Origin of the sequence: Streptomyces sp. HUAS YS2, from assembly GCF_033343995.1 — a bacterium.
Classification (GTDB): domain Bacteria; phylum Actinomycetota; class Actinomycetes; order Streptomycetales; family Streptomycetaceae; genus Streptomyces; species Streptomyces solicathayae.
In genome coordinates, this window is the sequence record NZ_CP137573.1 from 5,391,211 (window position 1) to 5,405,024 (window position 13,814).

Annotated in this window: 13 protein-coding genes; 12 read left to right on the plus strand and 1 reads right to left on the minus strand. The window is 73.5% G+C overall.

All coding sequences use genetic code 11. The features are described 5' to 3' along the window. Window positions 1–128 precede the first annotated feature (128 nt). From hrcA to R2D22_RS24930, 9 genes are all read left to right on the plus strand, one after another. On the plus strand, window positions 129–1,145 hold the full coding sequence (hrcA, locus tag R2D22_RS24890; RefSeq protein WP_318106887.1) for a heat-inducible transcriptional repressor HrcA: 1,017 nt from the start codon (window positions 129–131) through the stop codon (window positions 1,143–1,145). Next, window positions 1,146–2,285 (plus strand): molecular chaperone DnaJ, encoded by a 1,140-nt coding sequence (gene dnaJ, locus R2D22_RS24895; protein ID WP_318106888.1) that lies wholly within the window; start codon window positions 1,146–1,148, stop codon window positions 2,283–2,285. It abuts the gene before it with no gap. Window positions 2,286–2,582: 297 nt separating this feature from the next. Next, entirely contained in the window at window positions 2,583–3,659 is a 1,077-nt protein-coding gene (locus tag R2D22_RS24900; RefSeq protein WP_318106889.1) for a nitronate monooxygenase, read from the plus strand. Continuing rightward, on the plus strand, window positions 3,656–4,399 hold the full coding sequence (locus R2D22_RS24905) for a 16S rRNA (uracil(1498)-N(3))-methyltransferase (RefSeq protein WP_318106890.1): 744 nt from the start codon (window positions 3,656–3,658) through the stop codon (window positions 4,397–4,399). The genes R2D22_RS24900 and R2D22_RS24905 overlap by 4 nt, the downstream gene beginning before the upstream one ends. Before the next feature lie 42 nt (window positions 4,400–4,441). After that, complete coding sequence (locus R2D22_RS24910) at window positions 4,442–5,755, plus strand: ATP-binding protein (protein WP_318106891.1); 1,314 nt, start codon at window positions 4,442–4,444, stop codon at window positions 5,753–5,755. After that, window positions 5,752–6,864, plus strand: a complete 1,113-nt coding sequence (locus R2D22_RS24915) for a tetratricopeptide repeat protein (protein WP_318106892.1) — start codon at window positions 5,752–5,754, stop codon at window positions 6,862–6,864. Before R2D22_RS24910 ends, R2D22_RS24915 begins: the two co-directional genes overlap by 4 nt. A 123-nt stretch (window positions 6,865–6,987) precedes the next feature. Beyond that, entirely contained in the window at window positions 6,988–7,347 is a 360-nt protein-coding gene (locus R2D22_RS24920) for a histidine triad nucleotide-binding protein (RefSeq protein ID WP_318106893.1), read from the plus strand. 49 nt (window positions 7,348–7,396) lie between these two features. Continuing rightward, the gene (locus tag R2D22_RS24925) at window positions 7,397–8,299 is read left to right on the plus strand and encodes a ribonuclease Z (protein WP_318106894.1); all 903 of its coding nucleotides are present in this window, start codon (window positions 7,397–7,399) and stop codon (window positions 8,297–8,299) included. Window positions 8,300–8,303: 4 nt separating this feature from the next. Then, complete coding sequence (locus R2D22_RS24930) at window positions 8,304–9,344, plus strand: adenosine deaminase (protein ID WP_318106895.1); 1,041 nt, start codon at window positions 8,304–8,306, stop codon at window positions 9,342–9,344. Between the two features lie 83 nt (window positions 9,345–9,427). On the opposite strand, the gene R2D22_RS24935 is transcribed toward R2D22_RS24930, so the two are convergent. Next, the gene (locus tag R2D22_RS24935) at window positions 9,428–10,750 is read right to left on the minus strand and encodes an MFS transporter (RefSeq protein WP_318106896.1); all 1,323 of its coding nucleotides are present in this window, start codon (window positions 10,748–10,750) and stop codon (window positions 9,428–9,430) included. Window positions 10,751–11,048: 298 nt separating this feature from the next. On the opposite strand from R2D22_RS24935, the gene R2D22_RS24940 reads away from it, so the two are divergent. The 3 genes from R2D22_RS24940 (at window position 11,049) to ybeY (ending at window position 13,807) form a co-directional block, all read left to right on the plus strand. Further along, entirely contained in the window at window positions 11,049–12,119 is a 1,071-nt protein-coding gene (locus R2D22_RS24940; protein ID WP_318109968.1) for a carbohydrate kinase family protein, read from the plus strand. 152 nt (window positions 12,120–12,271) lie between these two features. Then, on the plus strand, window positions 12,272–13,297 hold the full coding sequence (locus R2D22_RS24945) for a PhoH family protein (RefSeq protein ID WP_318106897.1): 1,026 nt from the start codon (window positions 12,272–12,274) through the stop codon (window positions 13,295–13,297). A 12-nt stretch (window positions 13,298–13,309) separates the two neighbouring features. Continuing rightward, window positions 13,310–13,807: an rRNA maturation RNase YbeY gene (ybeY, locus tag R2D22_RS24950; protein WP_318106898.1), complete on the plus strand. Its 498-nt coding sequence runs from the start codon at window positions 13,310–13,312 to the stop codon at window positions 13,805–13,807. The last annotated feature ends 7 nt before the right edge of the window (window positions 13,808–13,814 follow it).

Sequence of the window (13,814 nt, forward strand, 5' to 3'; positions counted from 1 at the left end):
GCGTGCCGCCTCCTTGCCAGGAGCGATGTGCGCCGCCGTACACTGGCCAGGGGATTCCTGGCACTCGGGCAGGGCGAGTGCCAAACAGGGAGCAACCGGAACCGGAACGACAGCTGGAGGTGCGCACGATGCTCAGCGAACGCAGACTCGAGGTGCTGCGCGCCATCGTCCAGGACTATGTCGGGACGGAGGAGCCGGTCGGCTCCAAGGCGCTCACCGAGCGGCACAACCTCGGTGTCTCGCCGGCCACCGTGCGCAACGACATGGCGGTCCTGGAGGAGGAGGGCTTCATCGCCCAGCCTCACACCAGCGCCGGACGCATCCCCACCGACAAGGGCTACCGCCTGTTCGTCGACCGGCTGGCCGGCGTCAAGCCGCTGTCGACGCCGGAGCGGCGCGCGATCCACAACTTCCTGGACGGCGCGGTCGACCTCGACGACGTCGTGGGCCGCACGGTCCGGCTGCTCGCGCAGCTGACCCGGCAGGTCGCGGTCGTGCAGTACCCGTCGCTGACCCGTTCGACGGTCCGGCACGTGGAACTGCTGTCGCTGTCCCCGGCCCGGCTGATGCTGGTGCTGATCACGGACACCGGCCGCGTCGAGCAGCGGATGATCGACTGCCCCGCGCCGTTCGGCGAGACCTCGCTGGCGGATCTGCGGGCCCGGCTGAACAGCCGGGTCGTCGGCCGCCGCTTCGCGGACGTGCCGCAGCTGGTGCAGGACCTGCCGGAGTCCTTCGAGGCGGAGGACCGCGGCACGGTCTCGGCGGTGCTCGCGACCCTGCTGGAAACCCTGGTGGAAGAGCACGAGGAACGGCTGATGATCGGCGGCACCGCCAATCTCACCCGCTTCGGGCACGACTTCCCCCTCACGATCAGGCCGGTGCTGGAGGCACTCGAGGAGCAGGTCGTGCTCCTCAAGCTGCTCGGCGAGGCCAAGGATTCGGGCATGACCGTACGGATCGGGCACGAGAACACCCATGAGGGCCTCACGTCCACGTCCGTCGTCGCGGTCGGCTACGGTTCGGGCGACGAGGCCGTCGCCAAACTCGGCGTGGTCGGACCGACCCGCATGGACTACCCCGGAACGATGGGAGCGGTACGCGCAGTGGCACGTTACGTCGGACAGATCCTGGCGGAGTCGTAAGTGGCCACGGACTACTACGCCGTACTCGGCGTGCGCCGCGACGCATCGCAGGACGAGATCAAGAAGGCGTTCAGGCGCCTCGCCCGCGAGCTTCACCCGGATGTGAATCCGGACCCGAAGACGCAGGAGCGCTTCAAGGAGATCAACGCCGCGTACGAGGTGCTCTCGGACCCGCAGAAGAAGCAGGTCTACGACCTCGGTGGTGACCCGCTGTCCGCCTCGGGCGGCGCGGGCGGGGCCGGCGGCTTCGGCGCGGGCGGCTTCGGCAACTTCTCCGACATCATGGACGCGTTCTTCGGCACGGCCTCGCAGCGCGGCCCGCGGTCGCGGACGCGGCGCGGCCAGGATGCGATGATTCGGCTGGAGGTCGAGCTCAACGAGGCGGCCTTCGGCACGACGAAGGACATCCAGGTCGACACGGCGGTCGTCTGCACGACCTGCTCCGGCGAGGGTGCCGCGCCCGGCACCTCCGCGCAGACCTGTGACATGTGCCGCGGCCGCGGTGAGGTCTCGCAGGTCACCCGGTCCTTCCTGGGCCAGGTCATGACCTCGCGGCCGTGCCCGCAGTGCCAGGGCTTCGGGACCGTCGTCCCGACCCCGTGCCCGGAGTGCGCGGGCGACGGGCGGGTCCGCTCCCGCCGGACGCTCACGGTCAAGATCCCGGCCGGTGTCGACAACGGCACCCGCATCCAGCTCGCGGGCGAGGGCGAGGTCGGCCCGGGCGGCGGCCCCGCCGGCGACCTGTACGTGGAGATCCACGAGCTGCCGCACGAGACGTTCCAGCGGCGCGGGGACGACCTGCACTGCACGGTGACGATCCCGATGACGGCGGGCGCGCTCGGCACGAAGGTGCCGCTGCAGACCCTGGACGGGCTCGAAGAGGTCGACATCCGCCCGGGCACGCAGTCCGGCCAGTCGATCCCGCTGCACGGCAGGGGCGTCACGCACCTGCGCGGCGGCGGGCGCGGCGACCTGATCGTCCACGTCGAGGTCCAGACCCCGGCGAAGCTCGACCCGGAGCAGGAGCGGCTGCTGCGCGAACTGGCCAAGCTCCGCGGCGAGGAGCGCCCGACGGGGCAGTTCCAGCCGGGGCAGCAGGGCCTGTTCTCGCGCCTGAAGGACGCGTTCAACGGCCGGTAGGCCGGTAGCGGACGAAGAGGGGGCGTGCCCCGCGCGATGCGCGGGGCACGCCCCCTCTTCGCGCGTCCGCCGGGGCCGGGCCGGGCAGCAGGGCCGCGCGGCGCAAGCGCGCGCAGGCTCCGCGGCCGGAGGCCGTGGGCCTCCCGCCGAGGCGGCCTCGCGCCGCGGTGTGAGGCCACCGCCTCCCTCGGCCTCGGGCCCTGGCGGCAGCCGTGGTGCGGGCGGCTCACCGATACGCGGCCCGCACCCCGTCGGCGTGCGTTCGGGGGGTCGCTCGCGTCGTGGCACGATGGCCGCATGTCCTCCGCGCTGAACGATCTCTGCCGATACCCCATCGTGCAGGCACCCATGGCGGGTGGAGGTTCGTCCCCCCAGTTGGTGGGGGCGGTCTGCGAGGCCGGCGGGCTGGGGTTCCTGGCGGCCGGTTACAAGACCACCGCCGGGATGTACCAGGAGATCAAGCAGGTCCGGGGGCTCACCGGGCAGCCGTTCGGGGTCAACCTGTTCATGCCGCCGTCCGGGCAGAGCCCCGACGCCGGCGCCGTCGAGGTGTACCGGCACCAGCTCGCCGGCGAGGCCGCCTGGTACGAGACCGCGCTCGGCGACGCCGACCACGGGCGCGACGACGGGTACGAGGCCAAACTGGCCATCCTCGTCGACGACCCCGTCCCCGTCGTCTCGTTCACCTTCGGCTGCCCCACCCGGGACACCCTCGACGCCCTCGCGCGTGTCGGCACGTTCACCATCGTCACCGTCACCTCCGCCGAGGAGGCCCGGGCCGCCCAGTGGGCCGGCGCCGACGCCGTGTGCGTACAGGGCGTGGAGGCGGGCGGACACCAGGGGACGCATCGCGACGACCCCGCGTCCGACGGCGCCGGCCTCGGACTGCTGGCGCTGGTCACCCAGGTACGGGAGACCGTCCAGCTGCCGATCGTCGCCACCGGCGGCCTGATGCGCGGCGGCCAGATCGCCGCCGTCCTCGCCGCAGGCGCCGACGCCGCGCAGCTCGGCACCGCGTTCCTGGTCTGCCCGGAGTCCGGCGCGCACCTGCTGCACAAGCAGGCCCTGACCGACCCGCTGTTCGTCCGCACCGAGCTGACCCGCGCCTTCTCCGGCCGCCCGGCCCGCGGCCTGGTCAACCGGTTCATGCGCGAACACGGCCCGTACGCCCCCGCCGGCTACCCCGAGATCCACCACCTCACCGCGCCGCTGCGCAAGGCCGCGGCCACCGCCGGGGACGCCCAGGGCATGGCCCTGTGGGCCGGGCAGGGCCATCGGATGGCCCGCGAGCTGCCCGCCGGGCAGCTCGTCGAGGTGCTGGCCGCCGAACTCGACACCGCACTTGCCGCGCTGGCCCACAGGAGCGCCTCATGACCGCACCCGTCTTCGTCGTCGACGCCGTTCCCGGCACCGGGACGTTCCTCCTCGACGGCTCCGAGGGCCGGCACGCGGTCTCCGTGAAGCGGCTGCGGGCCGGTGAGGACGTCGTGCTCACCGACGGCCGCGGAGCCTGGGCCGACTGCACCGTGCTCGCCGCCGAGGGCAAGGACCAGCTGACCGTCCAGGTCTCCGCCGCGTACGAGGATCCCGCGCCCACCGTCCGGATCACCGTCGTCCAGGCCTTGCCCAAGGGCGACCGGGGCGAACTCGCCGTGGAGATCATGACGGAGACCGGCGTCGACGCGATCGTGCCGTGGGCGGCGTCCCGCTGCATCACGCAGTGGAAGGGCGACCGGGGCCTCAAGGCGCTCGGCAAGTGGCGGGCCACCGCCCGCGAGGCCGGCAAGCAGTCGCGCCGCACCCGGTTCCCCGAGGTCGCCGACGCGATGACGACGAAGCAGGTCGCCGCGCTCCTCGCGGACGCCGACTTCGCGGCCGTGCTGCACGAGGACCGGGACCACCCCAGCGGCGCCCTCGCCTCTGCCGCGCTGCCCGCCGAGGGCGAGATCGTGCTGGTCGTCGGGCCCGAAGGGGGCGTCTCGGCGGAGGAGCTGGCGGTCTTCGAGGAGGCGGGCGCCAAGCCGTACCGGCTCGGCCACAGCGTGCTGCGCACCTCCACCGCCGGCACCGCCGCGACCGCGCTGCTCCTGGGGCGCACCGGCCGCTGGTCCTGACCCGGTGGACGGGGGACCCCCGTCCGTCCCTATGGTGGCTGCATGTCCGACGAGTCCCCGATCCTGCGGAGCCTGCGCGCGGCGGTGGCCGCCGCGCCCGCCGACGTGCCCCTGCGGCTGCACTTCGCCGAACTGCTGCTCGCCGAGGGGCGGAACGACGAGGCCGTCGCGGAGGCGGCCGTCGCCCTCCAGCACGCGCCGGGCGACGCGGACGCCCGCGCCCTGATGGCCCGCGCGATGGGCTTCCCGCCCACCGCGCCGCAGAGCCCGGCCACCGCGCCGCAGAGCCCGGTCGCGGCGTCGGAGGGGCCGGTCGCACCCGCCCCCGCCGGACCGCCCGTCTTCGACTGGGACGCCGCCGAGCAGCAGGTCGGCGACCTCGTCGGCCCCCGCTTCGCGGACGACAGCGGCAGCGGCCTCGAGGACCCGCTCGCCGCCGACGGCCCCGGCAACGACCCGGGTGACGTCTCCGCCTGGGACGTCGACGCCCCAGGCGCCGTCCGTCTCGCCGACGTGGGCGGCATGCAGGAGGTCAAGGACCGCCTGGAGGCCGCGTTCCTCGCCCCCATGCGCAACCCCGAACTGCGCAAGCTGTACGGCAAGTCCCTCCGCGGCGGCCTGCTCCTGTACGGCCCGCCCGGCTGCGGCAAGACCTTCATCGCCCGCGCCGTCGCCGGCGAACTCGGCGCGAACTTCCTGTCGGTCTCGCTCTCCGACATCCTCGACATGTGGATCGGCACGTCCGAGAAGAACGTCCACGACATCTTCGAGACCGCCCGCCGCACGGCCCCCTGTGTGGTTTTCCTCGACGAGCTGGACGCCCTCGGCGCCAAGCGCTCCCGCACCCACCACGGCGGCCTGCGCAACGTCGTCAACCAGCTGCTCACCGAGCTGGACGGCATCGACAGCGCCGCCAACGAGGGCGTGTTCGTGCTCGCCGCGACCAACGTCCCCTGGGACGTGGACCTCGCGCTGCGCCGCCCAGGCCGGCTCGACCGCACCCTGCTCGTCCTGCCACCGGACGCCGCCGCCCGCGACGCGATCCTCCGCTACCACCTGCGCGAGCGGCCCATCGAATCGGTCGACCTGCCCAAACTGGTCAAGGCCACCGAGGACTTCTCCGGTGCCGACCTGGCCCATGTGTGCGAGTCCGCTGCCGAGACGGCGCTGCTCGACTCCGCCCGCACCGGGCACATCCGCATGATCACCACCAAGGACCTGCTGGGCGCGGCCAAACAGATCCGGCCGTCGACCGACCCCTGGTTCGCCTCCGCCCGCAACGTCGCCACGTTCGCCAACGACGGCGGCATGTACGACGACCTCCTCGCGTACCTGAAGAAGAAGCGCAAGCTGTGACCGCCCTGCTGCGCGCCGACGCGCTCTACGACGCCGGACGGTACGAGCAGGCCGCCGCCCTGGCCGCCCAGCACCTGGCGACCGCACCGGACGACGCGGACGCGCTCGTGCTGCTGGCCCGCTGCCGGCACCGCCTCGGCCAGGAGCAGGAGGCGCTGTCCACCGTCGACGAGGCGCTGCGGGCCGAGCCGGACGGCGTCACGGCCTGGATGGTCCGCACCGACGTGCTGCTGGCGCTGCGGGCCTTCCCCGAGGCCGAGCAGAGCGCCCGGCGGGCCGTCGAGCTCGCCCCGCAGTTCTGGGGCAGCCACTACGCGCTCGGCGCCGCCCTCGACCGGGCGGTGGACGCGGCCGCCCAGCGGCCCGTCGACTGGTCCGGCACGCCGGCCCGCAAGGTCGAGGCGTACGAGGCCGCGCGCCGGGCCGTCGAGCTCGGACCCGAGGAGGACGCGGCGCACTTCCTCGTCGGCATCACGGCACAGCGCCTCGGCGACCACCGCACCGCGAAGCGGGCGTACGAGACGGCGCTGCGGCTCAACCCGGAGAGCAGCGAGGCGCACAACAACCTCTCCCTGATCCATATGCGGGGCCGCTGGTTCCGGCGCGGGGCGTGGACGAAGGCGGCGGAGGGCTTCGTCGACTCCGCGGCGCTCGACCGGGACGACCGCGAGGCCCGGTTCAACCTGGAGACCATGGCGTGGGGGACCGCGGCCGGGGCCCGCTGGGTGGCCCTGATCGGCTTCTTCGCGGCCGCCCTCGGCTCCGCGCCGCTGCGCACCGGAGGCACCGGCGCCGACGCGGTGGTCCCGGCGGTGATCGGCGCGGCCGTGCTCGTCGGCGCGTGGGCGGGCTGGGCGCTGTGGATGCTCCGCCGGGTGCCGCCGCGGGTGCGGCGCCCGCTGCTGCTGGTCGCGCGGGGCTGCCGGCCGGTCCTGGCGATGGCCGCGGCGGTGGGGCTGCTCGGGCTGCACTCGGTGCTGACGCTGGCGCTGTGGCAGGCGGACGCCGGGTTCGTCGCCGCGCTGGGCGGGCCGCTGTTCTGGACCGTGGTGATCACCTACTGGGTCAGCCGCGCGGCGCTGCGCCGCCGCGAGCCGGGCCGGGCGTAGGGCCTGTGCACAGGCTCGTGCGCAGGGCCACGCAGGGGTGCTGCCCCGGGTGCGGTCGGGCTGTCCGCGGCGGCCGATAGCATGCACGGGTACTGATCGTCACTGATCGAGGAGGCCGGGTCCATGGCCGGAGAGCCGCAGAGCGACTGCCTGTTCTGCAAGATCGTGGACGGGGAGGTGCCCGCCACGATCGTGCGGGAGACCGAGACCACCGTCGCGTTCCGGGACATCAACCCGCAGGCGCCCACGCACGTCCTGGTCATTCCGCGGGTTCACTACCCCGACGCCGCCTCGCTCGCCGCCGCCGAGCCCGGCATCATCGCCGACATACTGCGCGAGAGCCGCGAGGTCGCCGAGCTGGAGAAGGTCGAGCACACCGGATACCGCGTGGTGTTCAACACCGGCAGCGGCGCCGGGCAGACCGTGTTCCACGCGCACCTGCACGTGCTCGGTGGCCGCGGGCTCAACTGGCCGCCCGGATAACCGAGCCGCGCCACGCCGCGCGCCGACCCGTACCCGAGAAGGATCCGTCTTGTCCGTACGCGAACTCGTCGTCCTCGGCACCGCGAGCCAGGTCCCGACCCGGCACCGCAACCACAACGGCTACCTGCTCCGCTGGGACGGCGAGGGCATCCTCTTCGACCCCGGCGAGGGCACGCAGCGGCAGATGCTGCGGGCCGGGGTCGCCGCGCACGACATCAACCGGATCTGCGTCACGCACTTCCATGGCGACCACTCGCTCGGCCTGGCCGGGGTGATCCAGCGGATCAACCTCGACCAGGTGCCGCATCCGGTCACCGCGCACTATCCGGCGAGCGGGCAGCACTTCTTCGAGCGGCTGCGGTACGCCACCGCCTACCGCGAGACGGTGAAGCTGACCGAGTCGCCGGTCGCCGCCGACGGAGTGCTCGCGACGACGCCCGCGTACACCCTGGACACGTACCGGCTGTCCCACCCCGTCGAGTCGTACGGCTACCGGCTCACCGAGCCGGACGGACGGCGGATACTGCCCGGGAAGCTCGCCGAGCACGGCATCAAGGGTCCGGACGTCGGGCGGCTCCAGCGCGACGGCGTGCTGGGCGGGGTCACCCTCGACGAGGTCAGCGAGGTGCGGCGCGGGCAGCGCTTCGCGTTCGTCATGGACACCCGCCTCTGCGACGGCGTGCACGCGCTCGCCGAGGGGTGCGACCTGCTCGTCATCGAGTCCACCTTCCTCGACGAGGACGCGCGGCTCGCCGCCGACCACGGGCATCTGACGGCGGGGCAGGCGGCGGCCGTCGCCCGCGACGCCGGCGTGCGGCACGTCGTCCTCACCCACTTCTCCCAGCGGTACGGCGACCCCGCCGAGTTCGAACGGCAGGCGCGCGCGGCCGGTTTCGAGGGGGAGCTGACGATCGCCCAGGACCTCGCGCGGGTCCCCCTACCGAAGAGATAGCACCGTGGACCACCCGCAGCCCCACCCACAGCCCCGCCCGCAGTCCCGACCCCTGCCGAAGGCGGAACTCCACCTCCACATCGAGGGCACGCTCGAACCCGAGCTGGCCTTCGCGCTCGCCGCGCGCAACGGCGTCGAGCTTCCCTACCGCGACACGGAGGAGCTGCGGGCCGCCTACCGGTTCAGCGACCTGCAGTCGTTCCTCGACCTGTACTACGGCCTGATGGCCGTGCTGCGGACCGCCGAGGACTTCACCGAGCTGGCCGACGCGTATCTGGCGCGGGCGGCGGCGCAGGGTGTGCGGCACGCCGAGATCTTCTTCGACCCGCAGGCGCACACCGCCCGCGGGGTGCCGCTCGGCACGGTCGTCGAGGGCCTGGGCGCCGCGCTGGACCGCAGCGAGGAGCGGCACGGCGTCTCGACGCGGCTGATCATGTGCTTCCTGCGGGACGAGTCCGCCGAGTCGGCGCTCGCGACGCTGGAGGCGGCGAGGCCGTACCTGGACCGGATCACCGGCGTCGGCCTCGACTCGGCGGAGGTCGGGCATCCGCCGGCGAAGTTCCGCGAGGTGTACGAGGCGGCCGCCGCGCTGGGGCTGCGCCGGGTCGCCCACGCGGGCGAGGAGGGCCCGGCGGCGTACGTGCGGGAGGCGCTGGACGTCCTCGGCGTGGAGCGGATCGACCACGGTCTGCGGTCGATGGAGGACCCGGAGCTGGTGTCCCGGCTGGTCCGCGACCGCGTCCCCCTCACCCTGTGCCCCCTCTCCAACGTGCGCCTCCGCGCGGTCGACACCCTGGCGGACCACCCGCTGCCGTCGATGCTGGCGGCGGGGCTGGTGGTCACGGTGAACTCCGACGACCCGGCGTACTTCGGCGGGTACGTGGGCGACAACTTCGACGCGGTCCGAGCGACGCTGGGACTGTCGCCGGACCAGCTCCGGCTACTGGCCCGCAACTCCTTCGAAGCGTCGTTCCTCGACGACGACGAGCCGCGGCGGGCGCGGTACCTGGCAGAGGTCGAGGCGCACGACTTCGACGGCGCGTAGCGCGGGCGGGGGCGCCTGCGGCGGACTCCAGCCCCACCTCGCCGCGACCCACCGCGGGCGCGCCCTTTCGGCGGCCCCGCCTGCTACCCGCGGTTGCCCGGGCGGGCCAGGCGGAACGCTGTGCGGGGGGTGCGGCGGGTTTTCAGGGGGATCTCCGCGATCGGCTGTTCCGGGGCGCCCATCTGGGGGAGGGGGCCCGTCGGGGCGGGTGTTCGGCCGGCCAGGACCGCTGCCGGGGCGCCGCCGCGGCGGTGGACGGAGCCGGGGACCAGGGGGCGGCCCGACGTGTGGAGGGCGACCGCCGTCATGGGGACCGCCACCGTCAGGAGCAGGGCGCCCAGGACCAGGCCCATCCCCGGGTAGCCCGCCGCCTCCGACAGGAGGCTGCCGGTGAAGGGGCCGCAGGCCACGCCCAGCGAGGACGCCGAGCCGACCAGCACCGCCCAGCGACCCCGCGGGTCCAGCGAGGCGGCCAGGCCGATCAGGTACGAGAGGACGATCGGGTAGACCGCGTTCCACAGGATCTCGCCCGTCGCGAACGACGCCAGCCCGTCCGCCCCCGAACTCGCCCACACGCACACCGCGATGGTCACCGTGCCCGCGCCGATCGGCACGGCGCGCCCGAGCCGCGAGCCCAGGACGCCCGCGGCCGTCACCCCCACCAGGCCCGCGCCCAGCGCCACCGCGAACACCGCGCCCACCGTGACCTCGCCGAGCCCGGCCTGCGTCACGCCGATGCGCCCGCTGACGCCCCACAGGGCGTTCTGCGCGAGTGACCACAGCAGGATCGCCCCCGCCAGCACCGCGCCGGCGCGCCGGTGCGGCAGCGGAGAGCCGGAAAGCGTGGGCGTCCCGGCCGTCGGCCCCACGCCGCTCCCCGCGAGCCCCCTCGTCGTGGGCCACACCGCCGCCGCCACGGTCGCGATCGAGGCGAAAGGCAGCCCGTGGCCGGGGCCCAGGTGGGGGAGCGTCAGGTACAGCGCGCCTGCCGTCGCCGAGACCGACAGCAGGCCAAGCGTCGACGCGCGGTGCGGGTCGCGCTGTCCGGCGATGCCCGCCGCGGCCACCGCCGTCGCCGTGCCCGAGCCGAAGCCGCCCACGACCGCGCCCGCGATCACCAGGGGGACGAGCGAAGCCGCCGCCGCCGTGCCGTAGCCGGCCACCATCGCCAGCAGGCCCGCCCGCGCCGCGCGGCGCGGGCCGATCCGCTCCACCCGCGACGCGAGCGTGAAGCCCGCGCACGCCGAGGCGAGCAGCAGCACCGAGCCGGCCAGGCCGGCCTGTGCCGGGGCGAGGCCGAGCCCGGCGGAGAGCCGTCCGACGACGGTGGGCAGGAGGTACGGGGCGACGTAGCCGGCCGTGAAGAGGGCGACGAGGGGCCAGGGGGCCCGCGGGCGCGACGACATGGGCGTTCCAGAGAACAAGGGGCGGGAGGTGGAGCGCCCGGTGTTGCACGGGATCGCGGCACCATGTGTATCAAGCGCCCGCGCGCCTGGTGAAGGCGCTATGAACCCTTTCGATCCGTGATCTGGGTCACCATGGGTTTGGGGCCGGACCTGCCGGGTAGCGGAGTGTCCTTTCCGGCTGCGTCACCCGCGTCGCCCGGTCCCCTTCGGGCACACTGGCCAGATCCGCACCACGACCCGGGAGCCTGCCGTGACCACCAGGGGAGAAGACAGCGAACGCACCGCCGGAGTCGACCCGTTGGGCGCCGTCCGCGGCCCGGCCGACCCGCCCTGCGACGTCTTCCTCACCGGCATGGTCTTCCTGGACATCATCTTCACCGGGCTCGACAGCGCGCCCGTCCGCGGCACCGAGTCCTGGGCCCGCGGTATGGGCTCCAGCCCCGGCGGCGTCGCCAACATGGCCACCGCGCTCGCCCGGCTCGGCCTGCGCACCTCGCTGGCCGCCGCCTTCGGCGACGACCACTACGGCGAGTACTGCTGGGACGCCCTGGAACAGGGCGAGGGCATCGATCTGTCCCTGTCCCGGACCGTTCCCGGCTGGCACTCGCCGGTCACCGTCTCGATGGCCTACGAGGGCGAGCGCACCATGGTGTCGCACGGCCACGACGCCCCGCCGCTGGACGGTGGCGCGCCGCCCGCCTACCCGCCGCACGCCCGGGCCGCCGTCGCGTCCCTGGTGCCCGGCCGCAGCGAGGAGTGGATCGTCCGCGCCGCCCGCTCCGGGGCCCGGATCTTCGCCGACGTCGGCTGGGACGAGACCGGCCGCTGGGACCTGGCAGGCCTGACCGACCTGGAGCACTGCGAGGCGTTCCTGCCGAACGCGGTGGAGGCCATGCGCTACACCCGGACCGAGTGCCCCCGGGCCGCCGCCCGGGCGCTGGCCGACAAGGTCCGGTACGCGGTCGTCACGCTCGGCGCGGAGGGCGCGTACGCGGTGGACGGCGGGACCGGCGAGACCGCCGAGGTCCCGGCGATCCAGGTCTCCGCGCTCGACCCGACCGGCGCCGGGGACGTCTTCGTCGCCGGATTCGTCACCGGTACCCTGGCCGGCTGGCCGCTCGCCGACCGCCTCGCCTTCGCCGGCCTGATCGCCGCCCTGTCGGTGCAGGAGTTCGGCGGCTCGCTCTCCGCGCCCGGCTGGGGCGAGGTCGCGGCCTGGTGGCACAAGGCCCAGGAGCACGCCGGCCAGGACCCGGCGGCGCTGCGCGACCGGTACGCCTTCCTGGAGGGGCTGCTGCCCGCCGAGGCCCGCCCCTGGCCGCTGCGCCGCGCCGTCCCCACGATCGGCTTCCGCGCCGCCCCGGCCTGAGGCCCGCGCCCCCGGCGTGGAGCCCCCGCCGCACGCCCCCGCGTAAAAGGCTTCGGCCTTGTCAGTGACAAGTCGTAGGCTTGGTACCCGAGAGGTTGTCGAGCAGCGAGAACCCTGCAGCGGGAGGTATGTGCAGGCCACAGTGCCGGCCCATGACTCAGACATCCACAGCCCACGAGGGAGTGCCCGGTCAGGCGCAGGCGCGGTTCACCGTGCCCGCCAAGCATCCGATGGTGACCGTTCTCGGTTCCGGCGACTCCCTGCTCCGCGTGATCGAGAAGGCGTTCCCGGCCGCCGACATCCATGTCCGGGGCAATGAGGTCCGGGCGACCGGTGATGCGGCGGAAGTCGCGCTGATCCAGCGCCTGTTCGACGAGATGATGCTGGTGCTCCGCACCGGTCAGCCGATGACGGAGGACGCAGTGGAACGCTCGATCGCCATGCTCAGGGCGAGCGAGAACGGCAACGGCCAGGACGAGACCCCGGCCGAGGTGCTCACCCAGAACATCCTCTCCAGCCGCGGTCGCACGATCCGCCCCAAGACCCTCAACCAGAAGCGCTACGTCGACGCCATCGACAAGCACACCATCGTCTTCGGCATCGGCCCCGCCGGCACCGGCAAGACGTACCTGGCGATGGCCAAGGCGGTCCAGGCCCTGCAGTCCAAGCAGGTCACCCGGATCATCCTGACCCGCCCGGCCGTCGAGGCGGGCGAGCGGCTCGGCTTCCTGCCCGGCACGCTCTACGAGAAGATCGACCCGTACCTGCGTCCGCTGTACGACGCGCTGCACGACATGCTCGACCCGGACTCCATCCCCAAGCTGATGGCGAACGGGACGATCGAGGTCGCGCCGCTGGCGTACATGCGAGGCCGGACGCTCAACGACGCGTTCATCATCCTCGACGAGGCGCAGAACACGAACCCCGAGCAGATGAAGATGTTCCTGACCCGCCTCGGCTTCGACTCGAAGATCGTCATCACCGGTGACATCACCCAGGTCGACCTGCCCGGCGGCACGAAGAGCGGTCTGCGACAGGTGCGCGACATCCTGGACGGCGTCCCGGACGTGCACTTCTCGACGCTCACGTCGCAGGATGTCGTCCGGCACAAGCTCGTCGGCCGTATCGTCGACGCGTACGAGCAGTACGACAGCCGGAACGGCTCCAACGGGAAGTAGTCACAGCGCACCATGTCGATCGACGTCAACAACGAGTCCGGTACCGAGGTCGACGAGCAGGCGATCCTCGACATCGCCCGCTACGCGCTGGCGCGGATGCGCATCCACCCGCTCTCCGAGCTGTCGGTGATCGTGGTGGACGCGGAGGCGATGGAGCAGCTCCACATCCAGTGGATGGATCTGCCGGGCCCGACGGACGTCATGTCGTTCCCGATGGACGAGCTGCGTCCGCCGACGAAGGACGACGAGGAGCCCCCGCAGGGGCTCCTCGGCGACATCGTGCTCTGCCCCGAGGTCGCGACCAAGCAGGGCGAGGACGCGCCGACGAAGCACTCCATGGACGAGGAGCTCCAGCTCCTCACCGTGCACGGAGTGCTGCACCTGCTCGGGTACGACCACGAGGAGGCCGACGAGAAGGCCGAGATGTTCGGCCTCCAGGCGGCCATCGTCGACGGCTGGCGCGCGGAGAAGGGCCTGACCGGCCCGTCCCCGGCGCCGACCGTCTCCTGACCGGGGG